19 protein-coding genes are annotated in these 26668 nt (G+C 64.1%); 7 read left to right on the plus strand and 12 right to left on the minus strand.

Annotation, left to right across the window (positions count from 1 at the left end; translation table 11 throughout):
* Positions 1-6: 6 nt before the first annotated feature.
* The 6 genes from pheT to AC1AV0_RS01360 all read right to left on the minus strand — a co-directional run bounded on the left by pheT (position 7) and on the right by AC1AV0_RS01360 (position 7668).
* Complete coding sequence (gene pheT, locus AC1AV0_RS01335) at positions 7-2622, minus strand: phenylalanine--tRNA ligase subunit beta (protein ID WP_476570693.1); 2616 nt, start codon at positions 2620-2622, stop codon at positions 7-9.
* 7 nt (positions 2623-2629) lie between these two features.
* Positions 2630-3685: a phenylalanine--tRNA ligase subunit alpha gene (pheS, locus tag AC1AV0_RS01340; RefSeq protein ID WP_476570924.1), complete on the minus strand. Its 1056-nt coding sequence runs from the start codon at positions 3683-3685 to the stop codon at positions 2630-2632.
* Between the two features lie 139 nt (positions 3686-3824).
* Positions 3825-4697 carry a TrmH family RNA methyltransferase gene (locus AC1AV0_RS01345; RefSeq protein ID WP_476570694.1) on the minus strand — a complete coding sequence of 291 codons (873 nt, stop codon included), beginning with the start codon at positions 4695-4697 and terminating at the stop codon, positions 3825-3827.
* A gap of 18 nt (positions 4698-4715) precedes the next feature.
* On the minus strand, positions 4716-5969 hold the full coding sequence (locus AC1AV0_RS01350; RefSeq protein WP_476570695.1) for a sensor histidine kinase: 1254 nt from the start codon (positions 5967-5969) through the stop codon (positions 4716-4718).
* A 4-nt stretch (positions 5970-5973) separates the two neighbouring features.
* Positions 5974-6612, minus strand: coding sequence for a response regulator transcription factor (locus AC1AV0_RS01355; RefSeq protein ID WP_476570696.1), 639 nt, complete (start codon positions 6610-6612; stop codon positions 5974-5976).
* 312 nt (positions 6613-6924) lie between these two features.
* Complete coding sequence (locus AC1AV0_RS01360) at positions 6925-7668, minus strand: hypothetical protein (RefSeq protein ID WP_476570697.1); 744 nt, start codon at positions 7666-7668, stop codon at positions 6925-6927.
* Positions 7669-7887: 219 nt separating this feature from the next.
* On the opposite strand from AC1AV0_RS01360, the gene AC1AV0_RS01365 reads away from it, so the two are divergent.
* Positions 7888-8565: a response regulator gene (locus AC1AV0_RS01365; protein WP_476570698.1), complete on the plus strand. Its 678-nt coding sequence runs from the start codon at positions 7888-7890 to the stop codon at positions 8563-8565.
* A 6-nt stretch (positions 8566-8571) separates the two neighbouring features.
* Positions 8572-9711, plus strand: coding sequence for a sensor histidine kinase (locus AC1AV0_RS01370; RefSeq protein ID WP_476570699.1), 1140 nt, complete (start codon positions 8572-8574; stop codon positions 9709-9711).
* 27 nt (positions 9712-9738) lie between these two features.
* Here AC1AV0_RS01370 and AC1AV0_RS01375 read toward each other — a convergent pair whose 3' ends face one another.
* From AC1AV0_RS01375 to AC1AV0_RS01385, 3 genes are all read right to left on the minus strand, one after another.
* Positions 9739-12213, minus strand: a complete 2475-nt coding sequence (locus AC1AV0_RS01375) for an ATP-binding cassette domain-containing protein (protein WP_476570700.1) — start codon at positions 12211-12213, stop codon at positions 9739-9741.
* A 98-nt stretch (positions 12214-12311) separates the two neighbouring features.
* On the minus strand, positions 12312-12926 hold the full coding sequence (locus tag AC1AV0_RS01380) for an ECF transporter S component (RefSeq protein ID WP_476570701.1): 615 nt from the start codon (positions 12924-12926) through the stop codon (positions 12312-12314).
* A 175-nt stretch (positions 12927-13101) separates the two neighbouring features.
* Positions 13102-14469, minus strand: coding sequence for a M20/M25/M40 family metallo-hydrolase (locus AC1AV0_RS01385; RefSeq protein ID WP_476570702.1), 1368 nt, complete (start codon positions 14467-14469; stop codon positions 13102-13104).
* A gap of 146 nt (positions 14470-14615) precedes the next feature.
* Here AC1AV0_RS01385 and AC1AV0_RS01390 point away from each other — a divergent pair, with 146 nt between their 5' ends.
* The 4 genes from AC1AV0_RS01390 to glnA all read left to right on the plus strand — a co-directional run bounded on the left by AC1AV0_RS01390 (position 14616) and on the right by glnA (position 19308).
* Positions 14616-15227 (plus strand): DUF3043 domain-containing protein, encoded by a 612-nt coding sequence (locus AC1AV0_RS01390; RefSeq protein ID WP_476570703.1) that lies wholly within the window; start codon positions 14616-14618, stop codon positions 15225-15227.
* A gap of 97 nt (positions 15228-15324) precedes the next feature.
* Positions 15325-16767: a dihydrolipoyl dehydrogenase gene (lpdA, locus tag AC1AV0_RS01395; protein ID WP_476570704.1), complete on the plus strand. Its 1443-nt coding sequence runs from the start codon at positions 15325-15327 to the stop codon at positions 16765-16767.
* Between the two features lie 68 nt (positions 16768-16835).
* Complete coding sequence (locus AC1AV0_RS01400) at positions 16836-17621, plus strand: DUF4191 domain-containing protein (RefSeq protein WP_476570705.1); 786 nt, start codon at positions 16836-16838, stop codon at positions 17619-17621.
* Positions 17622-17871: 250 nt separating this feature from the next.
* Positions 17872-19308: a type I glutamate--ammonia ligase gene (gene glnA, locus AC1AV0_RS01405; RefSeq protein ID WP_476570706.1), complete on the plus strand. Its 1437-nt coding sequence runs from the start codon at positions 17872-17874 to the stop codon at positions 19306-19308.
* 86 nt (positions 19309-19394) lie between these two features.
* Here the strand turns inward: glnA and AC1AV0_RS01410 are convergent, their stop codons facing one another.
* Together AC1AV0_RS01410 and AC1AV0_RS01415 are read right to left on the minus strand one after the other, a co-directional pair.
* Positions 19395-21050, minus strand: coding sequence for an ATP-binding cassette domain-containing protein (locus AC1AV0_RS01410; protein WP_476570707.1), 1656 nt, complete (start codon positions 21048-21050; stop codon positions 19395-19397).
* 324 nt (positions 21051-21374) lie between these two features.
* The gene (locus tag AC1AV0_RS01415; protein WP_476570708.1) at positions 21375-22466 is read right to left on the minus strand and encodes a glycerol dehydrogenase; all 1092 of its coding nucleotides are present in this window, start codon (positions 22464-22466) and stop codon (positions 21375-21377) included.
* A gap of 269 nt (positions 22467-22735) precedes the next feature.
* Here AC1AV0_RS01415 and AC1AV0_RS01420 point away from each other — a divergent pair, with 269 nt between their 5' ends.
* A complete protein-coding gene (locus AC1AV0_RS01420) occupies positions 22736-23863 on the plus strand; it encodes an Mrp/NBP35 family ATP-binding protein (RefSeq protein WP_476570709.1) in 1128 nt (375 codons plus the stop codon).
* Between the two features lie 147 nt (positions 23864-24010).
* Here AC1AV0_RS01420 and ligA read toward each other — a convergent pair whose 3' ends face one another.
* A complete protein-coding gene (gene ligA, locus AC1AV0_RS01425) occupies positions 24011-26656 on the minus strand; it encodes an NAD-dependent DNA ligase LigA (RefSeq protein WP_476570710.1) in 2646 nt (881 codons plus the stop codon).
* Positions 26657-26668: the final 12 nt, after the last annotated feature.

Raw genomic sequence — 26668 nt, forward strand, 5'->3', positions numbered from 1 at the left:
TTTGCTTCAGGCGCGCAGCTGGGCGCCCAGCTCGGCGGCCTTGGCCACGATCGCCTCGCGGATGGCCTCGCTGTCCTCGGCGGCCAGCGTCTTGCTGCGCGAACGGAAGGTGACCGCGAAGGCCAGGGATTTCATGCCCTCGCCCAGCTGCTCGCCGGTGAACACGTCGAAGAGTTCGACGGATTCGAGGTCGCTGCCCGCGGCTTCGCGGATCGCCCGCTCCAGTTGGGCGGCGGTCACCGTGTCGGCCACGGTGAAGGCGAGATCCTGCTTGACCGGCGGGAAGGTGGAGATCGGCTTGGCCTGCACCGGCTTGCCGTCCAATGTGGCGAACAGGGCGGTGAGGTTCAGCTCGAAGGCGGCGGAATGCGCGGGGAAGCCCAGCGCCTCGTTGACCTGCGGATGCAGCTCGCCCACGAAGCCGACGAATTCCTCGCCGACGAGCACGCGGGCGGCGCGGCCCGGATGCCACTGGGCGGGCATCTCGTCGGCCTTCGGCTGGTCCAGGGTGATGTCTGCGCCGATGCGATCGGCGATGCGACGCACCGCCTCAACCGCGTCGGACCAGTCGACGGCGCGCTTGCCGCCCATCCAACCGGTGTCTTCGGCCAGACCAGCCAGGATGCCGGCCACATGGTCGGGCTGCTGGGGCAGGCCCGCGTCGAGCGCGGCGAGCTGCTCGTCGGTCGGCTTCACGCCGCCGGGCAGGGCCGGGATGGCGGGGGCTTCAGGATCCCACAGATACACATGTCCCAGCTCATACAGGGCCACGTTCTCGATGCCGCGGCGCAGGTTGCGCTGCACGGTGGTGGCGAGCGTGGGCAGGATGTCGCGGCGCAAATACGGGCGGTCGCCGTACAGCGGGTTGGCGATCTCGACGCTGACGCGCTTGATGGCGTCCATATCGCTGCCGTAGGCGAAGGCCTTGAAGTCCTCGTCTCCGACGAACGGATAGCTCAGCGTCTCCACCATGCCGTATTCGGCGAGCTCCTGCGCCACTTCGCGGCGGCGGCGCTGGTCGGCGGTCAATCCCACCATGCCTTCGGTCGGCGCGGGCGGCACGGTGACCGGAATCTGGTCGTAGCCGACCAGACGGGCCACCTCTTCGACCAGATCGCACGGCTCGTTCAGGTCAGGGCGCCAAGTCGGCGCGGTGACGGAGAATTCGCCGTTGCCGCCGCCGGCCACCACGCAGCCGATATCGGTGAGGATGTCGCTGATGCGGTTGATGTCCACGTCCAGGCCGGCCACGCGGCCCACTTCGGTGGCTTTGAAGGCGATCGCCTTGCGGTGCGTGGTGGTGTTCACGTCGTTCGGATGCTTGCTGGCCTCGCCGTTGCCGTACTTGGTGAGCAGTTCGGCGGCCATCTGGGCGGCGGCCGGCTGCAGCGCGGTGTCCACGCCGCGTTCGAAGCGGCGCGACGCCTCGGAGGGGATCTTGTGGCGGCGTGCGGAACGGGCGATGGTCACCTGGTCGAAATGCGCGGCCTCGAGCAGGATGTTCTTGGTTTCCGCGGTCACTTCGCCGTACAGGCCGCCCATCACGCCGGCCAGACCGAGGATGCGCGAACCCTGCTCGCCGTTCGGGGAATCGGTGATGAGCAGGTCCTCGACGCTCAGCTCGTGCTCCTTGCCGTCGAGCGTGGTGAGCTTCTCGCCTTCCTTCGCGCGGCGCACCACGATCGGCCCTTCGATCTTGTCGAGATCGTAGGCGTGCATCGGCTGGCCCAGGTCCATCATCACATAGTTGGTCACATCCACGGCCAGCGAGATCGAACGCTGTCCGGCGCGGGTGAGGCGGCGGCGCATCCAGTTGGGCGTGCGCGACGCCGGGTCGAATCCGCGCACTGCGCGCGCGTAGTAGCGGTCGCAGCCGGGCACTCCGTGGATCGGATTGTCGTCGTCGATGATGATTTCCATATCGGTGACGGTGCCGGGCGCGTAATCGGCCGGTTCCGGTGCCTTGGCACCCAGCTCCACGGCCGGGTCGACGTACGCCGCGCCCGTGGAGTGGTGGTATTCGCGGGCGACGCCGCGGTAGGAGAAGGCGTAGCCGCGGTCGGGAGTGATGTTGATCTCCAGCACCGGCTGGTCGAGATGCAGCAGACCCATCGCGTCGTCGCCGGGCTTCAGGGCCTCGTATTCCTCTTCGGTGAAGCCGTAGTCGCGCAGCAGGATGATGCCGTTGTGGTCGTTGCCCAGGCCCAGCTCGCGCTCGGAGGCGCACATGCCGTCGGAGATGTGGCCGTAGGTCTTGCGCGGCTCGATTTTGAAATCGCCGGGCAGCACGGCGCCGGGCAGGGTCACGACGACCTTCTCGCCGGCGGCCATATTGGGCGCGCCGCACACGATGCCGCGCGGCACCTTGTTGCCGTTCTCGTCGACGTCGTTGTATTCGTCACCGACGTCCACATGGCACCAGTTGATGATCTTGCCGTTCTTCTGCGGCTCCGGGGTGGCGTCCACCACGTAGCCGACGACGATCGGGCCGGTGAGCTGCGAGGAGTGGATCTCCTCCTCTTCCAGACCGACCTGCACCAGGTCTTGGGCGAGCTGCTCGTAGGTCAGTCCCTCGGGCACCTCGACATGGTCGTTAAGCCAATCGATATCGATCATAGGCATGGGTCAATCACTCCCCCATCACAAACTGTTCGCTGAATCGCACGTCGCCCTCGACGAGGTCGTGCATGTCATTGATGTCGTGGCGCAGCAGCAGCGTGCGCTCCATGCCCACGCCGAAGGCGAAGCCGGTGTACACGTTCGGGTCGAGTCCGGCGGACTTGAGCACGTTCGGGTTCACCATGCCGCAGCCACCCCATTCAAGCCAGCCCGGGCCGCCCTTCTTATCGGGGAACCACAGGTCGAGTTCGGCGCTCGGCTCGGTGAACGGGAAGTAGCTGGGACGCAGGCGCGTCTTGGCCTCAGGGCCGAACATGGCGACCGCGAGCTTGTCGAGCACGCCCTTCAGGTCCGCCATGGTCAGGTTCTTGTCGACGGCGAGCGCCTCGCACTGGTGGAACACCGGGGTGTGGGTGGCGTCGAGCTCGTCGGTGCGGAACACGCGGCCCGGGCAGGCGATGTACAGCGGCACGCCGCGGGTGAGCAGCGCGCGCACCTGGTCGGAGGAGGTCTGCGTGCGCAGCACCATATTCGATCCGACGAAGCCGGCCGCGTCCTTGGCCTGGTTGCCCTTGACGTAGAAGGTGTCCTGCATCTGGCGGGCGGGATGGTCGGGGCCGAAGTTCAGCGCGTCGAAGTCGTACCATTCGGTTTCCACTTCGGGGCCGGTGGAGATCTGCCAGCCCATGGAGACGAAGAAGTCCTCGACGTCCTCCATCAGCTTGGGCAGCGGATGGCGGGCGCCCAACGGCTTGCGGTTGACCGGCAGGGTCATGTCCACCGTTTCGGCGGCCAGGGCCGCGGCCTCGGCCTGCGCCTTGAGCTCGGCCTCTTTGGGGCCGTAGGCGCGTCCAAAGTCGGCGCGCAGCTGACCCAGCAGCTTGCCCGCGTCCTTCTTCTGGTCGGCGGGCAGCGATCCGATGGCCTTGCTGGCTTGGGTCATCGCGGAGTCAGCTCCGGAATACTGCGTTCTGATGGTCTTCAATTCCTCCAGCGTGGAGGCCTGTTGGATTTTCTCGATGCCTTCGGCGACCGCTGCGGTCACCGCCTGGGCGTCGAACACCATGTTCTGCGACACGAGAACCCTTTCCGAGTATGTTGTAAAAACCTACAAACCTTATGATTTCCAGCGTTTTACCGACTTCACATTCTTTCAATATGACTCGACAACGCTTATCGTTCCGGCATCCGCCCGTAAGCCAGGGCTAGGCGTGGGAGGCCATCGCCAGACTCATCAGCATGACGGCGGCGCTGGTGGCGAGATTAAGCGATTCGGCCTTGCCGTACAGCGGAATCGACACGATCTCGTCCACTTGATCCAGCACGTCCTCGGGCAACCCGCGGGCCTCGTTGCCGAACAGCACCGCCGAGGAACCCGAGACCAAGGAACGTTCCGCCAACACGTCGGGCAGCGAACGGGGCTCGCGATCCTCGGTGCCGTACACGTCCGCGGCGATGACTTTGATGCCCCGCAACCACGACCAAGAGAGCAGGTCGCCGGTTCCCATAAGCACCACCGGCAGGTGGAACAGGGAGCCGGCGGTGGAACGCACCACTTTGGGATTGAACAGGTCCACGCAGTCGTCCACGAAAATCACCGCATCGCATCCGGCGGCATCGGCGGCGCGAATCACCGCACCGGCGTTGCCGGGGTCGCGCACCTGCCAGAGCGCGGCCAGACGCAGGTCATGCGAATCGGAGAGATCGGCATGCGGTATGTCCGACGTGGAGCGGACGACCTCGATATCACCCACGGCGACTATGCCTTGGGCGTCGGCGCTGATGCGGCGAATCACCTCGCCGGTGGCCCAATGCACATAGATGTCGGATTCCAACGCCTGATCCACGATGCGCTGCAGCGTATCCGTCGCGGCATGGCGTTCGCCACCATCGTCCGCGACTTCGACGTACAGGTCGCGCACCACATCCGGACGACAGACGACGGCCTCGCGCACCGACTGCGGCCCTTCGATCAGAAATCGGCCGATGCGGTACCGGGATCTACGGTTCGTCAGGTCGGCGAGACGGCGCACCCGTTCGGATTTGGGATTATCGACAAGCTGTGCATTGATGGGCATGCCCTCCACACTACCGCACTACCGCGCTCCGACCAGCCGAGGGACACGCACATACAGGATCCAATGCTCGTCCTCGGCGTCGGCGGACAGCACGCCGCCGAGCCGCTCCACTTCGGCGCGGTGCATCTTCAATCCATGCCCGCCTGGCAGCGGCAGCAAATCCGCGTCATCGTCGATTTCGTCGAGTTGCGCGTTATCGGCCAGCGGATTCGTGGCGACGATTTCGATCTGGTTCTTCTCCACGGTGACCACTACGGAAAAGGAATCATCGCCCGGCACCCCATGCCGGATGATGTTCGCATACGCCTCGTCGAGCATGTCGAGCACGCAGGCTTTGCGCTCGCGGATATCGCTCGGATTGTCGGTTTGGAAACCATGCACATGGTCGATGACGCGCGAGACGCCGATGAATCCGGATTGCGCGAGCGAGGCGGTCCATTCCTCCGTCCGTTCTCGCAGCACGTCCACGAACCGGCGACCGTCCGCGCCGACGCGCCCGCGTTCGCTGCTCAGTTCCGTCTCGTCCTCGTCGCTTAACTGGCGGATCACCGCGTACACGCTGTCGAGCACGCGCAGGCAACGATCGTTGATCTGCCGCCACGCCTCGCGGTCCTCCTCGGATTCGACGCGGCGGATTCTCCGCTGGGCGATGCGTGCGATATTCGACAGATCGCCGGTCACCGAATCATGCACGATGCGGGCCACGGTGACGCGGCGTTTGAGCGCGTCGGCCTCCTCAATCTTGCGTTGCGCCTCGTACAGCAGCGAATGGCGGCGGCTGGTATGGCTGAAGAACAGCAGCAGCGTGAGCAGCAGAATCAGAATCGGCACCTGCGCATAGCCGGAGAACCAGCGGAAATCGGGGTAATGGGAACTGTGGTACGCCAGCGAGCACACCACGGGTATGGCCAGCACCACGCCCGCCTTCGTGCTGATGTCATAGGTGAGGACGCCCAGGGCATAGGAGACTCCAAGCAGTTGGGATGGTCCCTCGACGTGGAAGAACAGGCAGGTCACGCAGAAGTTGAGCAGCAGCGCCAGATTGGCCGGCACGGGGAACACTCCCGCAAGAGGCAGCAATATCATGAATATAGTGGCGGTGACCACTCCGGACATGGTCTGCGGTGGCGTGAAATACCACTCCCAGAATCCGCAGAGCAGCAGAACGAGTGTTTGGGCGATGCGAATCGGATGTTTTACGGGGTTGAGCGCCAGCGGCACCGACCCGGCGAGATGGCCGTCCCCTCCGCGTGTGAAACGCTCCCGTTCCATGGCTTTACGCCTCGGAGTTCAGCCACATCGCCACGGCCTGCCAACGCGAGGTCGCGCCCAGCTTGTGCATCGCGCGCTGGCCGTGCTTCTTCACCGTCTCCGGGGTGATGTTCAACGTTTCGGAGATCGCTTTGATTGACATGCCCGCCGCGAAGGAATCCATGATCTCGAATTCGCGGTCGGTGAGCACCGCGCTCATACCCGACTGGTTTTTCAGACGCACATGCGCGGTCAAAGGGGATTCGAATCCGTCTCCCCAAGTGCCACCCGACGCGACGGTGCGCAGCGCGGTGATAATCAGCTGCTCGTCGGCCTTGCCCACAATGCCCTGCGCGCCGGCGAGCGAAGCCTTCTCCGCGTACTTGTCCAACGAATAGGCGGCCATCGCCAGAATACCCACCTTACTGATGCGCGCGCGGATGCGGCGGCAAACGGAAATGCCGGATACCCCTTCCATACTCATATCGACCAGCAGCACCTTGGGCCGAGTGGAGGCGCGCAGACAATACTGCACGGCCTCGCCGCCGTCCGCAGTGGTCCAGATGACCTTCGCGTCGGGCAGCAATTCAGTGATGCTGGTCTTCAGGCTGGGCAGCACGAACCGGTCGTTGTCCACTATGCCAATGGTCACTTCGTGGTCCATACTGCCTCCGTCGCACTTCAGGTGGGGCCCCTCCCCTCTTCTGGGGGTTTTCTGAAAACAATCCTAACAAAAAGCAAGGCTCCCACATCCGACATTCCCTTTCCCGCATTCCCCGAAAGGGGAAGATTTCGCGCACACGAGCCGCGAGCAGCGCGACGTATGAATCGGACGCGAGCATTATTCGACGGAGCGAAACAAGCAGGTTGAGCATAGGGAAGAACCGTCGCATAGCCGACGTCATTACGGCTCATCGCCGCTTGAAAAAACGGAACAGCTGCGATTCCCGCACCCATGTGCCGGACACCTTGCGTCTCACCACAGCTTCTCCACGGGATCATCGGCGAATCCCACGAACGAATTATTGGCGGCCTGGCAACCCCGCACGCCCATATCCTGCGCGTCATAGCTGAGTTCGCCATCCGCGCGCTCACGCGCGTACTGTTCCGCGGTGTAGTCCTTCGGCACCAGATCGTTACGGCGCAGGCAGTCCACGATCGCCTCGTCCCGGTTGGACAGCAGCGAACCGTTGCCCTGCTGCACGGCGTAGATTTCCGCCACGATGTTCACATTACCGAAGCACGACGCCTGATCGGCATCGTATTTCTCCTCCTGGGAGTCGGTGCCCGAATAATGCACCGCCTCCTCGTAGATGCCGTTGGGATATTTGATCAAAATGATCTCCTTATATCCCTTGTCGAGCATGCACGACTTATAGGTCGACCACGCGTCCTCGTAGTCAGCCGCCGTCACGCCGCCATCGGCCTTGGCATGCTCCATCACGGTTTTCTCGTAATCGGACGCGGGCTCGAATTGGTTCGAGATGAACACGTCGATGTATTCGTCCAGCGAGTTCGCCAGTTTCTCGCCTGCTACGCCCGAACCGATGTCCCGGCCGCTGTTCTGCGGCGCGCCCCCGCCAGAGGTCTGGCCGCTGGACTCCCCTGCCGCACCATCCGCTTCTCGCTGCCCACCGTCCGCCGTCTGCGAACAGCCGGACATGCCCGCCAGCGTCATAACGGCGACGGCGGCCGCGCCAAACCGGATCATTCCTTTCATGATTGCCCCTTCTCATCAGCTCCGATGGAGTCTTCTTGGTTCAGGGTATGTGGCCTACGGTCCGTCGGGCAACAATCGCATGGTTGTTTTGTGCATGACCATGGGGTTTCCGCCACTACAACATTTGTGCATACGCTCCTCGGCGAAGGTTCCGCGTTGCAACCATCTTCGATAGTATGGCGGTTGAATTCGTTGAATACTACGGGAACGGGCTGAACCATGGGGACGGAAGAGCAAACGCCGACCACGCATATGCGTCCGGAGACCATGGCGTTCTGTCGTATCGCCATAGTCGATAACGACGAAATGGCATTACGCTCGCTCATCCGGATCATCCATGAGCGGATTCGATTCGCATCACCGATCTGGACCGCCACCACCGCGCGACAGGCGTTGGAGCATTGCTCAACCCCTCGAGACGTCCCCGACGTGCTACTGGTGGACATGTCTCTCGAAGGCATTCAAGGCCCATCATTATGCCGTCATATACGATTGGGAAACATTAAAACCCGTTTGCTTGCAATCACCAGTTTTTCCACAACCATGTACCATGACAAGGCCGTTCATGCCGGAGCGCAGGGATTGATAAGCAAAAACGACGAGGATGAGATCGTCCGCGGCATCCATCTGATGCAATGCGGAGAGGTCATGGAGGGATTCGAGTCCCCTGTGATGGCTCAGATACGACTGAAGCATGAGCCCGCACCGGCGATTTTGAGCATACGGGAGGAAGAGATTCTCGATCTTGTGGCGACATGCGGACTTGTCGACCGACAAATCGCCGACCGTCTCGGCATTGCCGAGGCGACCGTCCGCAGGCATATGCACAACATCATGAAGAAGCTCGGCGCCCGAACCTCCCGCCAAGCGGTAGCTATATGGCTCAACAACAGATAGGCTCCCATGAATATCGTGAAACGCATTCATCATCCCGTTCAGTGGGCGATCGTTCTGGGAGTCGAGCTCGTATGCATCGCCGAATGGTGCGCACGTCCATCGGCGCAATGGCCGGCCATAGTGCTGTCCGCCGCGCAATGCGTGCTGATCGTGCTTGCGCCGATTCGTCCTCGTATGGTGTTTGTGATCGCTCTCGTCTGCGACGCCAGCATGACGATGCTGTATACCGACACCGCGGCCACTCCCATATACGCGCTGGTCACCGTGATCGGATTCCTCGCCTATCAGACGAACAATGCGACCACATTCGCGGCGCTATGCGCGGCATCCATCGCCCAACTTCTGGAGACGGCCGCCGGCGGCGCATCAGGAGGCCGCGCGTTGGTCGCCTTCCTGGTGACTTTCGTGTTCGCCGCCCTACTGGGCAGCGCATTGCGGTGGCGTGAGCAGTTCGTGGCAAACCAGCATGCGGCACAGGTGGCGAGCATACGGCTGCGGGACAGCGAGAAAGCCATTCGAGCGGCCAACGAAATCCATAGCGCCGTCACCAACCAGATGTCGTCAATCGCGCGGATCGCCCAACGACAGATACGGCTTGGATTGGATGGCGATCAACAACCTTGGGCGATAATCAATGACGCGGCGATGGAAGCCCTGTCGAACACCCACCGAGCCATCGAATACCTCCAACAGGTCAATGGCGACGCCACGTCCGAGAAGGACTCCTCCCATGAGGACCTTGTGAAGGGCATCACACGCATGATGGAAGAGGACGGCGGGAATCTTCGTGCCCTCGGTTTTTCCGGCAGCGTCACCACTCAGACGGACACACCTGTAAAGCTCAGCGCCGACAAACAACACCTTATTCTCACGCTACTGCATGAAATCCACACCAATATCGTCCGGCATGCACCTCATGGATGTCATTACGAGCTTTCCGTCCTTCTCACCCGACAGGGCGTGGAGGTCACCCAGATCAATCCTCTCGCCGCGCACGAATCCATCACGGATCTTCCCGTCGGACGATACGGCTTGCACGGGCTGCAGCAGGACTTCTCCGCATACGGCGGGACGCTGAGCGCCGAATGCGAAGGCGACATGTGGGTCGTCTTCGCATTCCTGCCCGCCGATGGCGAAGACGCTTAGGACGAGGAAATCAGCTGGTCCTGTGCGTCAGTTGCCGAGGAAGGAGAAGCTGCCGGCAAACACCGCCACAGCCAGCGCCACAATCGGCAATGCGAGGCATCCGACGAGGAACATGCGGTCGCGCGTATGCACTTCGCTGACGCGCGCGTGGCTGCGCGGGCCGGCGCCGCCGAATCCGCGCGCCTCCATGGCGGTGGCGAGCGTGGTGGAGCGTCTGATCGACAGCACCAGCAGCGCGAAGGCCTGCGGGAAGAAGGCCTTGACCTTGCTGTCGTCGCCGAGTCCGCGGGAGCGACGTGAGGCGGTGAGCGCCGCCCAATCGTCCTGCAATACGGAGAACAGGCGCATGCCGGCCAGTCCGCCGTACACGAAGCGGTCGGGCAGACGCAGGATCTGGCTGAACGCGTCGGCCAGATCGGTGGCATCCACTCCCAGAATCGTGATGATGGCGGGGATGCCGATGGCGAGGATGCGCAGGCCGGTGGCCACGGCGAGTTCGGTGGAACGGTCGGTGACGTGGATCATGCCCCATTGGAACCAGGTGTCGCCGCCCTGTTTGCCGTACAGCCAGACGGCGAGCGCCGAGCCGGGCGCGCCGATGAAAATCGGCCATGTGGATCGCACGATGCGCCATGGCGTGAAGCCTATGACCATCAGCACGGCGACTTCCAATGCCAATGCCACTCCCGCGGACACCCAGTCGAGACTGAGCAGCATGGGCAGGGAGACGAGGAACGCGCCGATCAGACGATAGGCGGGATTCAGCGAGGCGAGGAAGGGCGAACGGCTGGAAGCCCGGGCCTCCTCCTCGCGTTCGTTCACCGGCGAGACCGCGATACGGTCGCGGGACGAGTCGTCCGCCCGCCGTTCGTTCCACTCCCCCGAGGCGCCGTCCGGCACGAGTTCGACCAGACGCGCGCCCAACGCGGTGACGAGTTCGCGGTCGTGGGTGACGACGATGATGCTCACGCCGTCGCCGCGAAGCGAGTGGATCAACCGCACGATCTGCATCCATGTGCGGCGGTCCTGCCCGAAGGTCGGCTCGTCGAGGATGAGCACGCGGGGTGCGGCGGCCAGACTCGAAGCCACGGTGAGACGGCGTTTTTCACCGCCGGAAAGCGTGTACGGATTCGCCTGTTCGTAGCGGCTGAGATTGAAGCGTTCGAGCAGCTCGCGGGCGCGAGACTCGGCTTCGGGCTGCGGCACGCCGGCGCGCAGCGGCCCCAGCATCACTTCTTCGAGCACGCTGCCGCAGGCGAACTGGTGTTCGGGATTCTGAAAGACGTAGGAGATGCGCGAGGCCAGTTCGGTGGATCGCCATGCGATGGGTGCGTCGCCGCGTGCGCCCGACGCCAACGCCGGAGCGGCTTCGACCCGTCCGCCGACGGGTTCGAGCAGACCGGCCAAGGTCAGCGACAGCGTGGATTTGCCGGCGCCGTTCGCGCCGACCAATGCGGTGATCTGCCCCGCGTTGAAGTCCAGGTCGATATGCTCGCCGATGGCTTCACCGTTGCGCCCGATCGCCAGGTCGCGGGCCGAAAGCAGCACCTCGCCGTTGCCGGCATCGGCCGGATATTCGGGCTCGTCATCGGTGTGGATGCGTCGGATCTCGTCGTTCGGCCCACGGTAGCGTTCCGGCAGCCAGATGCCGAGCGCCGCGAAGTCGAGGGTGGGATCGCGGAACACCTCGTCGGGTGTGCCGTCGGCCACAACCACCGTGCGGCTGGAAACGGCGTGGTCGATCTCCTCGTCGTCGTCACCTTGGGTGACCCGGGTCGCATCCGCGCCGTCATCGGCCAGGCCGAGCACGACCACGCGGTCGATGAGGTCGATCCACGGGCCGGCGCGATGTTCGACCAGCACCATGGTGGAGTGTTGTTCGGCCAGCACCATGCGCACCGCGTCGACGATCTGTTCGACGCCGTCGGGATCGAGGTTGGCGGTGGGTTCGTCGAGCAGCAGCACGCCCGGACGCATCGCGAGCGCTCCGGCCAGGGAGAGACGCTGCATCTGTCCGCCGCTCAAATGCAGCACGGAACGGTGCAGCTGCACGCCGGCGAGCCCCACGGCGGCGAGGCTGTCGTCCACGCGGGGCCAGATCTCCTCGCGCGGCACGTTCATATTCTCCGGTCCGAACGCCACATTGTCGCCCAAGCGTTGGAACACGGCCTGCGCGTCCGGGTCCTGCAGCACCAGTCCCACACGGCCGCGCGCCTGATGCACGGGCACGTCGTCGACAAGCACGCACCCCTCGGTCACACCGCCTTCCGCGTCGGTGACGACGCCTGTTCCCTCCTCTTGGGCGGTTCCATCCTCATCACTACCGCCGAGCAGTCCGGCCGCGCCTTCGAGAATGGTGGATTTGCCGATGCCGGACGCCCCCAACAGCAGCACCCGCTGCCCGGCTTCAATGCTGAGATTCAATCCCCGTACGGCGAAATGCCTGCGGGACGCATGACGATACCCCCAGTTGTCGAACCGCAGGGTCGCGTTGTCGATCATAATGCCGCTCCAAAGTCTTGGGGAGAAAACCCGTCCGTACCGCACGCGGCGGACCGCGGTCGCGATCGGCCACGCGCGGACGGCTGGTTCTTGGATGGTCAGGCGGTGACTCCGCGCACCTCACGGCCCGAGGCGAACTTGTCGAGCGCGCCCGTCCTGGCGATGGCGAGGTACAGGTACCACATGCACACGCCGGCGAACACAAGGCCGGAGATGACGGTGGTGACCAGATAGAACAGTCCGTAGGAGCCGGTGACGCTCATGCCCTGCAGGTGGGTGAAGAAGGTGTAGCCCCAGCAGGCGAGGCCGGAAAGCGCGCCGGACAGCAGCATCACCGAAAGGTTCCACTTCTTATAGGCGAAGATCAGGAAGGCGATTTCTGCGAACAGGCCCTGCAACAAGGCGATCAGGAAGGTGTCGATGCCGCCCCACAGGTTGCCCATCAGAGCTTCGAGCACGCCGGCCACGACCTCGGCGTAGATGGCCGCTCCGGGCTTGCGCACGACCACGGCGGCCAGAGGTCCGGCGAACAGCCACAGTCCGTTGAACAGGCCGGGCAGACCCGGAACCAGCACGTCCATGGCCTCCCAGGGAGCATAGGTCGCGGTGGCAACGCCCCAGTAGATCAGGGCGGAGGCGACGCCGATCACGGATGCGACGGCGATATCGACGACACGCCACTTATAGTTGGCTTTGGCGATGGTTTGAGACATTGATGTGCCTTTCTCTCGTCACACGCCGGCGTTCGGCGCGTGTTCTCAGGCACGGGAAAAGAGCGACGTCCGTGCACCAGCATTATCTGGACTCACGTTCATTCGGTCGAGGGAAACCCCTCATCTCAGCCGCTTTGGACAGCAGCCCCCGTGTCAACTCACATAGTGTAAAACATCACCTGCCCAATTTGTCAAGCAGCAACGCTTCGGTGACCACGTTGCTCTTCAGGCCCGGCAGGGAGAGGGACTCGTTGGGGCTGTGCGCGTTGGCCTTCGGATCCTCCGGTCCGGTGACGAGCACCTGGGCTTCGGGGAAGATGCGCTGCAGTTCGGGGATGAACGGAATCGACCCGCCCTCGCCCTTGTTGATCGGGGCCACGCCGAAGGCCTCCTCCATCGCCTCAAGCGCATCCTTGGTGGCTTCGGCGTTCGGATCCATGGCCCAGCCCATGCCGTTCTCAATCTTGTCCACGCGCACCTGGGCACCGAAGGGGGCGTGCGAGACGAGGAACTCGGCCAGCGCGTCCTGCGCCTCCTCGGGGCGCTGGTTCGGCGCGGTGCGCATGGAAAGACGGAAGGTGGTTTCGGGGGCGATCACATTGAACGAGCCTTCGACCGGATGCGCGTCGAAGCCGATCACGCTCACGCTCGGCTTGGTCCACATGCGCGCGGCGAGCGAGCCGGTGCCGGCGAAACGGTAGCCGTCGACGACACCCGCGTCGGCACGCACATCCGCCTCGTCGAGGTCGCGCTGCAGGCCGCCGATCGGCTCCTCGGCGGCCACTCCCGGCACCGCCAGATCGCCGTTGGCGTCGTACATGGAGGCGATCAGCATGGCCGCCAGCGTGTTCGCGTCGAGGATCGGGCCGCCGAACTGGCCGGAATGCACGGGATGCTCCAAGGCCTTGACGGTCACGTCCACGCAGGAGTTGCCGCGCAGCGAGGTGGTCAGGCTGGGGATTTCGGCGGACCAGTTGCCCGAATCGGCCACGATGATCACATCGGCTTCGAATTCCTCGCGATGCTCCTCGATGAAGGGGATGAAGCTCGGCGAACCCATCTCCTCCTCGCCTTCGATGAACACCTTGATGTTCACCTTGAGGTCGTCGCCGAGCGCTTTGAGCGCGCCGGAATGGATGGCGATGCCGCCGCCGTCGTCGGCCGCGCCACGGCCGTACAGGCGCGTATCGATTTCGGTGGCCACGAAGGGGTCGGTGTTCCATTCGCTCGGATCCGGCACCGGCTGCACGTCATGATGCGCGTACAGCAGCACGGTGGGCGCGTTCGGGTCGACGATCTTCGAACCGATCACCTCCCACGCGCCGGGGGTGCCGTCGGGATTATGCGCCTGGGCGACCTTCGCGTCCACACCCACCTCGCGCATCTGCTCGGCCACGAATTCAGCCGAACGCTTCATATGCTCGCCGGTGATGCCGTGCGCGGAAATCGCCTGGATCGCGATTTTGTCACGCAGCACGCCGACGATGCGCTCCCAATCGGATTCCACCCGCGAGCGGATGTCCTGTGCGGTGAGATCTGCCATAGATGATGGTCCTTTCCTCATGTTCTCGGGTTGGCGCGGATGCGCGCGCCGGCCGCGACGGGTGCCTCCGGTGCACCTGTATCCGCGGAATCACAGCGCCTGACACCTTGTATTCATGCGTCTATACGTCACCGTAACCTGCAATCATGACATGGAACCCGTTCAAAAAGGAGCAGGCCCAGGAGCCTGTCAATGAGTCCCCCAAACCCGATTCCTCCCAGGGCAAAGGACACGCCACCCCCAAGCGCAAGGAGGCGCAGGCGGCCAATCTGCGCCCGTTGGTGCCGGTGGATCGCAAGGCCAGCGCGAAGGCCGCCAAGGCACGCATGCGCGAAAAGGAGAACGCCGAATACGAGGCGATGCAGAAGGGCGACCTGAGCCGTATGCCCAAAGCGGAACGTCTGCCCTGGCGCATCTATATCCGCGACTATGTGGACGCCCGCTGGAATATCGGCGAGTTCTTCATTCCGGTCGCCTTCGGCATTCTGATCCTGTCCATGATTCTGTCCGTGTTCGTGCAGAACGTCGCCATCTCGATGGCCATGATGATTCTCATGTACGGCTATCTGTTCGCCGTGATCATCGACACGTGGCTCATGTGGCGCAAGCTCAAGAAGAAGCTGGTCGCCAAATTCGGCGAGGCCTCCGTGGCCAAGGGTTCGCGCTCCGGCACCTACGCGTGGAGTCGCGCCATCCAGATGCGCCGCTGGCGTCTTCCCAAGGCGCGCAACAAGCGTGGCGAATACCCCCAGGACTGATTCCCATCCATCGAAGCCGCCCGACTCGGGCGGCTTTTTGCTTTACGATGGACGTCAGACGCGGGGCGCGACCCGCACCCGAGCCCAAGGAGACAAGATGACCCAGCAGTATGACGTGGCGATCGTAGGCGCGGGACCGGGCGGTTACGCGACCGCCCTGCGCGCGGCCGAATTGGGGATGTCGGTCGCGTTGGTCGAGCGCGAAAACACTGTGGGAGGCACCTGCCTGAACCGCGGATGCATCCCCTCGAAGGCGCTGATCACCGCCATGCATGCCATGGACGCCGCGCGTCACGCCGACGTGTTCGGCGTGCGGGCGAGCGTGTCCGGAATCGACTACGACCGTCTGAAAGAGTATCGCGTCGGCGCCGTCGCGACCATGACCAAGGGACTGGCGGGACTGCTCGCCCAACGCAACATCGAGGTGCTGCGCGGTGAGGCGGAGCCGACGGACGCGCACACCATCCGCATCCTTGCGGTCGATTCCGCCGACGGCGAAGCCCCGCGAGTCTCGACGATCACCGCCGAACATATTGTGCTCGCCACCGGAGGGCGGCCCCGACCTTTGCCGGGAGAGCCGTTCCGTGGCGCGCTGATCGACTCCACTCAGGCGCTGGAACTCGACGAGTTCCCCTCGCACGCGGCGATCGTCGGCGCGGGTGCCATCGCCCTTGAATTCGCCTCCATGTGGAACGCCGCAGGCTGCGAGGTCACGCTGATCATCCGCAAGGACCGCGTGCTATCCGCATGGGACAAACGCACCGGCATGACGCTCACCCGCGAACTCAAACGTCAGGGCGTCACCGTCGTCGCCAACGCCTCCATCACCGCTGTCGACACCGACTCCGGCACCGGCGCGACCGTGCGCTACACGAAGGCTGACGGTGGCGAAAGCGACGTGGAGGCCGACGTGGTGCTGGCCGCCATCGGCCGCGACCCGAACACCAACGCGCCCTGGTTCGACGCGCTGGGCGTCAATCGCGACGCGCACGGGTTGGTGGAGGTCGACGAGCTGGGCCGCACCTCGGTTCCGGGCGTGTGGGCGGTGGGCGACATCACTCCCGGCCATGCCCTCGCCCACCGCGCCTTCGAACAGGGCATCGTGGTGGCCGAAGCCATCGCGGGACTCAACCCCCGCCCCGTGGACGAGGCTACCGTGCCCGGCATCGTGTTCTCCTCCCCCGAAGCGGCCACGGTCGGACTGACCGAAGAGCAGGCCAAGCAGCGTGACGACCTGCGCGAAGTGAGGCAGACCGCATACCCCATGCTGGGCAACGCGCGCATGATGATGAGCGGCGCGGGAGGATCGATGAGCGTGGTCAGCGGCGAGACGACCGACCGGGCGGGCGTGCCCGTGGTGCTCGGCGTGCATATCGTCGCCCCCGGCGCCTCCGATCTGATCGCCGAAGCGCAGCAGTTGGTCGGCGCGCGCACGCCTCTGTCCGAGGCCGCGCGGCTTATCCACCCCCACCCCACATTCAGCGAGACGCTCGGCGAGGCCCTGCTCAAAGCCGACGGCCGCCCCTTGCACACGCGCTGACGCATGGGCGGCGATGCTGATAGACTTGTTGCCCAGTGTGTTCATCCATATTGCAGTGAAGGAAAGAGATGGCTCAGAACGACGCTAAGGCCGAGAAGAAGCCCGGCACTATCAAGCAGATCATCCAGATTTTCAAGTACACCTACGCGCAGGACAAGCAGCTGCCCTGGCTGTTGGCGGGCGTGTTCGTGGCTCCGATCGTCGTGATGGTGATCGCCGGCATCGTCTTCCACTGGTCGGTGATGAGCTGGATCTTCCTGATGATCACAGCGATCATGCTGGGTCTGCTGTTCGCCACCATGATGCTCACCCACCGCGCCGACCGCGTCGGATACCGCCAGCTGGAAGGCCGCCCGGGCGCGGCCGTCAGCGTACTGAGCAATATGAAGAAGGCCGGCTTCACCTTCCCCGAGCAGCCGGTGTGGATCGATGCCAAAACCAAGGATGCGATCTGGCGCGGCACCTCCATCAACGGCATCTATCTGATCGGCGAGGGCGACTACGGCCGCGTGTCCAAGGCGATGGACCGTCAGGAGCACAGCATCAAGGGCGTGACCGCCGGCTCCGCCATCCCCGTGTACCGCATCGCGGTGGGCAACGGCGAGCATCAGGTGCCGCTGAAGGACGTGCGCAAGGCCGTCACCAAGAAGAAGGCTTACGAGCAGACCAACCACAGCAATCCGCTGCTTGCCAAGATCCACCCGCGTCGTCGTTTCCTGCTGACCAAAACCGAGCTCGACACGCTTAACGACCGTCTGCGCACCCTGCAGACCAAGGGCGGATACGGTATCCCCAAGGGCATCGACCCCACGCATCCGCAGCGTGTGAGCCGTCGCGCCATGCGCGGCCGCTGATCGGCACGGCCCCTCGAAAATCTCTTACAGATCCCCGCGATGCCCCACGCGCCGCGGGGATTTTCGTATTCCTGCGTCCACAACCTGAAAAACGCACTCTCTCGCAAAACCCGGCGAAACCGCGTCATCACGCGCCTTTCGCACCATGGCGAACCATGATGTAACACTCTCGTAACCCAACTCGCGAGTGAGCGAAACGCATATTCCTATGCTTAACACTCGTAACGTTTCTCACGAAAGGAGCGGTCCCGTGACCGAACTCAAATCCAAGGCCGATGCCGAGGCTCTGATCAACCAGGAAGGCGTGGAGTACGTCTCCATCCGCTTCACCGATCTCATCGGCGTCCAGCAGCACTTCAACGTGCCGGCCAGCGAATTCCTCAAGGACGCCTTCGACGAGGGCATGCCGTTCGATGGCTCCTCCGTGCAGGGCTTCCAGGCCATCAACGAGTCCGACATGAAGCTGGTTCCGGATATCGAGACCGCCTTCATCGACCCGTTCCGCAAGCATAAGACGCTGAACGTCTCCTTCTCCATCGTGGACCCGCTGACCGACGAGCCCTACTCCCGCGATCCGCGTCAGGTCGCCGGCAAGGCCGAGGCCTACCTGAAGTCCACCGGCATCGCCGACACCGCCTCCTTCGCTCCCGAGGCCGAGTTCTTCATCTTCGACAAGGTGCGCTTCTCCAACGACATGAACCGCTCCTTCTACGAGGTGGACTCCATCGAGGCCCCGTGGAACTCCGGCGTGGACACCGAAGAGGACGGCACCCCGAACATCGGCTTCAAGAACCGCGTCAAGCGCGGCTACTTCCCCGTGCCGCCGATCGACCACAACCAGGATCTGCGCGACGACATGGTCGCCAACCTGCAGAAGGTCGGCCTGACCCTGGAACGCGCCCACCACGAGGTGGCCGGCGCGGGCCAGCAGGAGATCAACTACCGCTTCAACTCCCTGCAGCACGCGGGCGACGACCTGATGAAGTACAAGTACGTCATCCACGAGACCGCCGCTCTGGCCGGCAAGGCCGCCACCTTCATGCCCAAGCCCATGGCTGGCGACAACGGCACCGGCATGCACTGCCACCAGTCGCTGTGGAAGGACGGCAAGCCGCTGTTCTACGATGAGAAGGGCTACGCCGGCCTGTCCGATCTGGCCCGCTGGTACATCGGCGGTCTGATCAAGCACTCCTCCGCGGTGCTCGCCTTCACCAACCCGTCGCTGAACTCCTACCACCGTCTGGTGCCGGGCTTCGAAGCGCCCGTCAACCTGGTGTACTCGGCCCGCAACCGTTCCGCAGCCATCCGTATCCCGCTGGCCGGCACCTCCCCCGCCGCCAAGCGTATCGAGTTCCGCGCGCCGGATCCCTCCTGCAACCCGTTCCTGGCCTTCTCCGCCCAGCTCATGGCTGGTCTCGACGGTATCCTCAACCACATCGAGCCGCCGGAGCCGGTCGACAAGGACCTCTACGAGCTGCCGCCGGAAGAGCACGCGGGCATCAAGCAAGTGCCGAGCTCCCTGGCCGAGGCCATGGACGCGCTGGAGGAGGATCACGACTTCCTCACCGCGGGCGACGTCTTCACCGACGACCTGATCGAGACCTGGATCGGCCTCAAGCGCGACGAGATCGACCAGTCCCGTCTGGCCCCGACCCCGCTGGAGTACGAGCTCTACTTCCACATCTGATAGAGAGTCTCGTGACTTTATGAGTCATTCGGTCCCCTTCCTTTCGGGAAGGGGACCTTTTTATATCTGCTGCCAGCGCACGGAACTCAGTCGCCCCACGCTCCGTGCGAACCCACCTCATGGCTCACCACAATCACCGCGCCCCGGAAGTCACGCAACACCCGGTTCAGTACCTCTTTCGAACTCAAATCCAAATGATTGGTCGGCTCGTCCATAACGATCAGCTGCGGACCGCGGACCAATCCAAGGCACAACAGCAGTTTGCGCGACTCCCCCGGCGACAGGGGCCGCCCCGACACCAGCACGTCGGGGTCGGCGTTGAGTTGCGCGAAGGCGGCAAGCACACGCGTCCTGTCCTCCGCCGTCAGTCGCCCCAGCTCCGCCACCGCCGCATCGCATTCGGACTGCGCCACTCTCTGTGCGATATAAAGGTACGGCACGTCGCCGGACACCGCCCGCACCAGCGCGCGGACCAGCGTCGACTTGCCCAATCCGTTGGGACCGGTGATGGTGATATGGTCGCGCGGCCCCACACTCAACGTCGGAATCGCTATGCCGCCGGTTCCGCAAAAGTCTTTCGATTGGCCCTGAGAAAGTCCCGCCGGCTCGACCCGCCAAACGCCATCGGGATCAACAAGCAACCGGGCGTTCGCAACCACAGGCTGGCCAACAGCCGAGTCCGCCCCGCCGCAGGACGGACCCACATTCCGCTCGGCAGCGTCCGTTCCGCCGCCATAACGAATCACCCCGGATTCCAGACGCACCAGTTCGGCGCGATGGCTCGGTTCGATATCCAGCCAGATGTTTCCGCCGTACCGTTTCGCCGCGGTCGTCAGATTCTCCGCTTGGGCGCGGACCGCGGCGACGCGCCCATCGAGCTGGGAATATGAGCGTCCCACGCCGGAGTCCAGACTGGTGGAGCGCGCCAGTTTGCGGGCGGCACGCGCGTCATGGTCTTTGGGATCGACCCGCCGACCCTGACGTTTGGCCGCCTCCACCTGCTGCACCTTGGTGTGGCGCGCCGTCTGGATATCAGCCAGACGGGCGGATTCGCGACGGGCCGCGGACAGAGCGTCCGACTCGCTCCGTTCCCGCTCCCGACGCGACTGAATCATCTGAGAATATCCTCCGGCATAGGTGATGACCTGCGTGACGTTGCGTCCGCGAATATGCCGCCGCTCGAAACAGACGCACCGCTCGCAGGTCGCGTCAATCAGCGCGACATCGTGGGAGATGACGATGCCGATGCCGCGGAACGTACGCATGGCGCGTGCGATGGAGTTTCGGGTCGGACCGTCCACATGGTTGGTCGGCTCGTCCAGCACCAACACGTCGGGACGTGCGGCGAGCGCGCAGGCCACCTGCAAACGTTTGGCTTCGCCTCCTGACAGGGTGTCGTATCGGTAGCACCATTCGTCGTCGATGCCGAGCGTTTCGCGCACCATCATCGCTTCGGGCGACCAATCGGCGGCGAAATCCTCCAGTCCTTCGGGAGTCTCGTCGGTGCGCTGCGGACAGTAGGCGATGATCATTCCGCGCGGCGACGGACTGACCGTGCCTTGGTCCGGAGCCAAACGCCCAGCGGCGATATTCGCCAGAGTCGATTTGCCGATACCGTTGTCGCCCAATATCGCGCTCCAGCCGCGCGGGAAAGTCGCGTTGACGTCTTCGAACAACGGTTCCGGAGCGCCTTCATACGCGAATGAGATATGTGATAACGAAAGTACGGAATACTGTGCCATAGCATCTCCTTGATGCCTGGGCGCACTGTGACGATTCCACGATTACGACGGCAGCGGCAGGCGACGCGCGGCAGTGCGCATCAACGCGCACGCTCCTCTTCAGCGCAATCCGTCACCGTCACAGCCACATCGTTCCGCGGTTCCTTTCTCAATCTGATCTCACCCCAGAGTAGCGCGAGGCAGTTATCGCAAATTTTGCGACAACTGAAATCCTCTCCAACCCCTCACGAAGAACATTGGCTATATGCCTGCACGCTTCAACCGAACAGCGTGGCAGGTCACACGGAGGGAGGGTGGGACTCGCTCCGTGCGACCTGCCCAATCTCAGTCGATAATGCCGTTCAGCTCGTCGACGGCGCGCAGGGCGGCGGCGACATCACCCGGAGCGACCGCAAAGGGCATGTTGCCCATGGTGTCGTCCGGAGCGCAGGCCAGTTCGCCGACCTTGAGCAGATCCTCGTCGGTGGCGTCCGCGATGCCGATGCCCTCCAGCGTGGTCGGCAGTCCGACCGTGCGGAAGAACCGGTATTCCTTCCGCAACACATCCAGCGGCTGATCGTCCAGCACCAGCTGGGCGAGCGTGCCGTACGCCACCTTCTCGCCGTGCAGATACCGGTGGGTGCCGGCCAGCGCGGTCAGACCGTTGTGGATGGCGTGCGCGGCGGCAAGTCCGCTGCTTTCGAATCCGAGTCCGCTGAGCAGGGTGTTCGCTTCGATCACGCTTTCCACGGCCGGGGTGCGCGCGCCCTTGCGGACCGCGGCGACGGCCTTCGCGCCTTCGCCGGTGACCAGTTCGTGGCACAGTTTGGCCATGGCGAACGCGGCGTGCGTCGGATGCCCGCCGACCATGGTCATGGCGTTCGACCGCACACAGGCCGCGGCTTCATAATATGTGGCGAACGCGTCGCCCAGTCCCGACACCAGCAGTCGGATCGGCGCTTTCGCGATGAGTTCGACGTCCATAATCACCGCTGTCGGATTGCTGACCAGCGGCAGATAATGGTCGAACTGTCCGTCGGGGGTGTAGATCACGGACAGGCGCGAGCAGGGCGCGTCGGATGATGCGGCGGTCGGCACGATGGCCACGTCGAGGCCGCCGGCGTAATAGCCGACCGCCTTGGCGGTATCGATGCTTTTGCCACCGCCGATGCCGAACACGATATCCGAACCGTTCAGGGCTTCGCGATGCTTGGTGATCTCATCGTCGGAGCATTCCCCACCGAACACCGCGTAGACGTACGGCATGCCTTTGGACTCGAAACTGGACACGATGCTGTCGCGATACATGCCGTCGATGAACGAATCGACGATCAGATACGCTTTGGAGGCGCCCAGCCCCTCGCATTCGTCCGCCAGTGCGGAAAGCGCGCCTTCGTGTTGGATATATGTGCCTGGAGCGGCGAGAACTTTTCTCATAATGGTTGTCTTTCATGGAAGTACCGACGCGCGGCAACGGGTGTCGTCTTCGACACGGGAAACACCTGACGTCGGACCACCGCGGAATTGCGGCGGTGCGTCCAGCCTATGGCGAAGCGGTGACAGTTCTGCCTACGGCTTGATTTCGCCCGTCCATGCTCCCCGAAAGACTCGGGGATGGCGAATTTCGCAAAATCCCCGCGTCGCGCTCTGGAAAGCCGCGTGGCTTGCCGCTAGGGTGGGATGCGTTGTTGTGAAGGAGGAACCTTATGGTCGACGCACGCCAGATCGAAGCCGAAATCTACGAACGCCTCAGCCGGGTGATCGACCCCGAACTCGGCCGTTCGATCACCGATTTGGGTATGATCGCCGCCATTCAGGCCGTCCCGTCCACCCAATCAGACCAGCCCGAGCCCCAGTCCTACGACGTGACGGTACGCGTGGAGCTCACGGTCGAAGGCTGCCCCTTAAGCGAGACGATCACCAACCAGATCAACGGCGCGGTCGCCTCCTATCCGAACGCCGCGCTCACCCCACATATCGAAGTCTCCTCGATGAGCCAAGACAAACTCGCCGACCTGGTCGCCGACCTCAAGGCGGAACGCAGACAGAACCCCTTCACCAAGCCGGGCGTCAAAACCCGCATCTTCGCCATCGCCTCGGGCAAGGGCGGCGTGGGCAAATCCTCGGTGACGGCGAATCTGGCCGCCACCTTCGCCGCGATGGGCTACGACACCGCCGCCATCGACGCGGATATCTACGGTTTCTCCCTGCCGCGCCTGTTCGGTGTGCGCACCCAACCCACCAATCTCAACGGCATGCTGATGCCGGTGACCGCGTGGGGGGTCAAGCTGATTTCCATCGGTATGTTCGCTGGGGCCGACCGTGCGATTCTGTGGCGCGGGCCGCGTCTGCAGCGCTCGCTGGAGCAGTTCCTCTCCGACGTGTGGTGGGGCGAGCCCGACGTGCTGCTGCTCGACTTGGCGCCGGGCACGGGCGATATGGCGATTTCGGTGGCGCAGGCTCTGCCGAATGCGGAACTGGTGGTGGTCACCACGCCGCAGCCCTCCGCCTCTGACATCGCCGTGAGGTCCGGCTTGGTGGCCCTGCAGGTGCCGATGAAGGTGCGTGGCGTGGTGGAGAATATGAGTTTTTACGAGCATAAGGGCGAGCGTTTGGAGATTTTCGGCGCGGGTGGCGGCCAGCGCGTCTCCGACCAGCTGACCGAGGCGCTGGGATATGAGGTGCCGCTGATGGCGCAGCTGCCGTTGCTGCCTGAGATGCGTGAGACCGGTGAGGATGGCTGCCCGGCCGTATTGGCTGAGGATGGCTCGCTGGCTGATACGCCGTTGGCCGATACGTTCCGGAGCCTAGCCAGCGCTCTTATGAAACGATGATTTCGCCGTATACGACGTTCCTCGGTATCCCGACGTGGCTTTCCTCGTCATCCTGAGCGGAGCGCAGCGGAGTCGAAGGATCTCATCCGCCGCTTCGCGGAGATCCCTCGACTCCGCTCGGGATGACGAAGAAGGAAGGCGTGTCGCTCAGGATGACGATGATGACGAATCCGCGAGAGGACCATTCTCCAAAAGCGCCACGAACCCGGCCTCATCGAGGATCGGGACGCCGAGCTCCTCGGCTTTGGCGGCTTTGGATCCAGCGTTCTCGCCGACGACCACATAGTCGGTTTTCTTACTCACCGAGCCGGCGGCCTTGCCTCCGCGCGAGATAATCGCCTCTTTGGCGGAATCACGCGAGAATCCTTCCAACGAGCCGGTCACCACCACGGTCAGTCCGGCCAACGTCTGCTCCAATACGCTCGTCTCGGCCACTGCGGCACCGACTCCGGCGGCCTGCCATGCGCGCAGCGTCTCACCGCGCCAGTCCCCCGGCTCACGGGCGGCCGCGAACCAATCGACCACGGACTGCGCGATCTCCGGCCCGATGCCGTCGATCACGGACAGCTCCTCCACACTGGCCGACGCGATGGCATCCAACGAACCGAAAGCGGAGGCGATGGTGCGTGCCGTGGGCGGACCGAGCCGGCGGATGGACAGCGCCACCAGCACGCGCCATAGGTCGGCGTGCCGCGCCTTATCGATCTCGTCGAGCATTTTGCGCGTGTTCTCCATCGGCTTGACCAGCACAGGAACGCGCGTCACCGTGCCGTCGCGCGAGGTTTTCGTCTCCTCACGCACCACCACCGCGTCCGTCGGCACATCATAGCCGCCTTCTTTGCGCTTGCTCGCCGGCGCGGGTGCGGTCCAGAAAGCGGGCACCTGATGCCACAAGCCCGACCCGCCCAAACGTTTGCGCACTTTCTTGCGCTTGCCTTTCGCATCCACGGTCTCGCGCACTTCGATGATCGCGGCCTCACGCCACACGCGCACGTCGCGCAGATCGTCCACGCCCAGCGAGAACAATCCGGCCTCCGAACGCAACACCGGAGTCTGTGGCGCGGGCAGTTCCAGTCCGGCGGGCGGCACGTATCCTTCCGGTTCCTCCCCCGGTCCCACCAGTATTTCGGTGATGTCGGGCGCGTAGGTGGCGGTCGATTCGGGGCGGTTCTCCTCCGGATTGGTCAGGGCGATGGCGCTCTGCTCGCCCAGATGCTCGATGTCGAAGGCCTTGCGCATCGACAGCGAGATCACCCGCTCGGTCAGCTGTGCGGGGCAGCTTTCCACGTTCGGGCAGCGGATGTCCTTGTCACCTTCCTTGGCGGGGGCGAGTTCGGTGCCGCAGGAGGGGCATCGGGTGGGCATGACGAATTCCCGCAGCGAATCCTCGCGTCCTTTGCGTCTCTCCAGCACCGGTCCGACGAGTTCGGGAATCACATCGCCCGCCTTGCGTACCACCACGGTGTCGCCGATGAGCACGCCTTTGCGTGCCACCTCAAAGCCGTTGTGCAGAGTGGTGCGGGCCACGGTGGAGCCGGCCACATGCACGGGCTTCAGAATCGCGACCGGTGTCACGCGCCCGGTGCGGCCCACCTGCACGGTGATGTCGAGCAGTTCGGTGTTGACTTCCTCGGGCGGATACTTGTAGGCGACGGCCCAACGCGGCGCGCGCGAGGTGGCGCCCAGCGTGCGTTGCAACGCCAGATCGTCCACTTTGACGACGATGCCGTCGAGCGCGTGCTCGATGTCGCCTCGATGCTCGCCGTAATAGTCGATCATCGCCAGCACATCGTCGAAGGAGCCCACCGCGCGGTTGTGCGGCGAGACGGGCACGCCCCACTTGGAGTACAGCGCGTAGGCCTGCGACTGGTCGGCCACTTCGTCGTGCGAATCGGCCGCACGCCCCTCGCCCCAGTCGAGTTGGCCCAGTCCGTGCGCGTAGAAGCTCAGGCGGCGGGTGGCGGTGACGCGCGGATCCTTCTGGCGCAGGGATCCCGCGGCCGCGTTGCGTGGATTGGCGAAGGGGTTGTTGCCCGCCTCCTCCTGTTCGGCGTTCAGCGTGCGGAAATCATCCCAACGCATGAACACCTCGCCGCGGATCTCCACGAATTGCGGAACGTCCTCTGCCGGTCCGCCGAGATTGGCCGGAATGGAGCCGATGGTGCGCACATTGAGGGTGATGTCCTCGCCGGTGACGCCGTCGCCGCGCGTCAATCCCTGCTCGAGCACGCCGCCCCGGTAGATGAGGTTCAGGGCCAGACCGTCGATTTTCACCTCGCAGCTCATCGGCAGCGGCTTGCCTTCTGGCCAGTCGAGGTCGCGCAGCACGGATTCGTACCAGTCGCGCAATTCCTCGATGGAGAACACGTCGTCCAGGCTCATCATGCGCGAGGGATGGCGCACCGACGTGAATTCGTTCGAGAAGGTGCCGCCGACGCGATGCGTGGGCGACTGCGGGTTGTCCAATGCGGGGAAGGACGCCTCCAACCGTTCCAAGCAGCGCATGCGCGCGTCATAGGCGGCGTCGGAGCTCACCGGAGCGTCGTCGATATAGTAGGCGATCTGGTCGGATTCCACCCATGCGGCCACGCGCGCCCACAGGCGGGCCGCGTCGTCGGCGTCCATGGCCGCCACGTCCAGGCGGTCGAGGCGCATCGCATCGTCATCGTCAGGCTGCAGTGCGGCGATCCAAGGCGCGCTGCCCGGCTCGAAACGGGAGATCGACGAGCTGGGCACCACAGGGGCGTCGCCCAGCATACCGTCGAAATCCCAAGCCAGCTGCTCGTCCGTCATGGTCACTCCCCT

It is taken from the genome of Bifidobacterium sp. LH_558, assembly GCF_056356295.1.

What these genes read in the sequence shown, in the direction of transcription:
- pheT (WP_476570693.1), bottom strand. Translation starts at nt 2,622, where the DNA reads ATGCCTATGATCGATATCGATTGGCTTAACGACCATGTCGAGGTGCCC.
- pheS (WP_476570924.1), bottom strand. Translation starts at nt 3,685, where the DNA reads ATGGTGTTCGACGCCCAGGCGGTGACCGCAGCGGTCGCCGAAGGCATC.
- AC1AV0_RS01345 (WP_476570694.1), bottom strand. Translation starts at nt 4,697, where the DNA reads ATGCCCATCAATGCACAGCTTGTCGATAATCCCAAATCCGAACGGGTG.
- AC1AV0_RS01350 (WP_476570695.1), bottom strand. Translation starts at nt 5,969, where the DNA reads ATGGAACGGGAGCGTTTCACACGCGGAGGGGACGGCCATCTCGCCGGG.
- AC1AV0_RS01355 (WP_476570696.1), bottom strand. Translation starts at nt 6,612, where the DNA reads ATGGACCACGAAGTGACCATTGGCATAGTGGACAACGACCGGTTCGTG.
- AC1AV0_RS01360 (WP_476570697.1), bottom strand. Translation starts at nt 7,668, where the DNA reads ATGAAAGGAATGATCCGGTTTGGCGCGGCCGCCGTCGCCGTTATGACG.
- AC1AV0_RS01365 (WP_476570698.1), top strand. Translation starts at nt 7,888, where the DNA reads ATGGGGACGGAAGAGCAAACGCCGACCACGCATATGCGTCCGGAGACC.
- AC1AV0_RS01370 (WP_476570699.1), top strand. Translation starts at nt 8,572, where the DNA reads ATGAATATCGTGAAACGCATTCATCATCCCGTTCAGTGGGCGATCGTT.
- AC1AV0_RS01375 (WP_476570700.1), bottom strand. Translation starts at nt 12,213, where the DNA reads ATGATCGACAACGCGACCCTGCGGTTCGACAACTGGGGGTATCGTCAT.
- AC1AV0_RS01380 (WP_476570701.1), bottom strand. Translation starts at nt 12,926, where the DNA reads ATGTCTCAAACCATCGCCAAAGCCAACTATAAGTGGCGTGTCGTCGAT.
- AC1AV0_RS01385 (WP_476570702.1), bottom strand. Translation starts at nt 14,469, where the DNA reads ATGGCAGATCTCACCGCACAGGACATCCGCTCGCGGGTGGAATCCGAT.
- AC1AV0_RS01390 (WP_476570703.1), top strand. Translation starts at nt 14,616, where the DNA reads ATGACATGGAACCCGTTCAAAAAGGAGCAGGCCCAGGAGCCTGTCAAT.
- lpdA (WP_476570704.1), top strand. Translation starts at nt 15,325, where the DNA reads ATGACCCAGCAGTATGACGTGGCGATCGTAGGCGCGGGACCGGGCGGT.
- AC1AV0_RS01400 (WP_476570705.1), top strand. Translation starts at nt 16,836, where the DNA reads ATGGCTCAGAACGACGCTAAGGCCGAGAAGAAGCCCGGCACTATCAAG.
- AC1AV0_RS01410 (WP_476570707.1), bottom strand. Translation starts at nt 21,050, where the DNA reads ATGGCACAGTATTCCGTACTTTCGTTATCACATATCTCATTCGCGTAT.
- AC1AV0_RS01415 (WP_476570708.1), bottom strand. Translation starts at nt 22,466, where the DNA reads ATGAGAAAAGTTCTCGCCGCTCCAGGCACATATATCCAACACGAAGGC.
- AC1AV0_RS01420 (WP_476570709.1), top strand. Translation starts at nt 22,736, where the DNA reads ATGGTCGACGCACGCCAGATCGAAGCCGAAATCTACGAACGCCTCAGC.
- ligA (WP_476570710.1), bottom strand. Translation starts at nt 26,656, where the DNA reads ATGACGGACGAGCAGCTGGCTTGGGATTTCGACGGTATGCTGGGCGAC.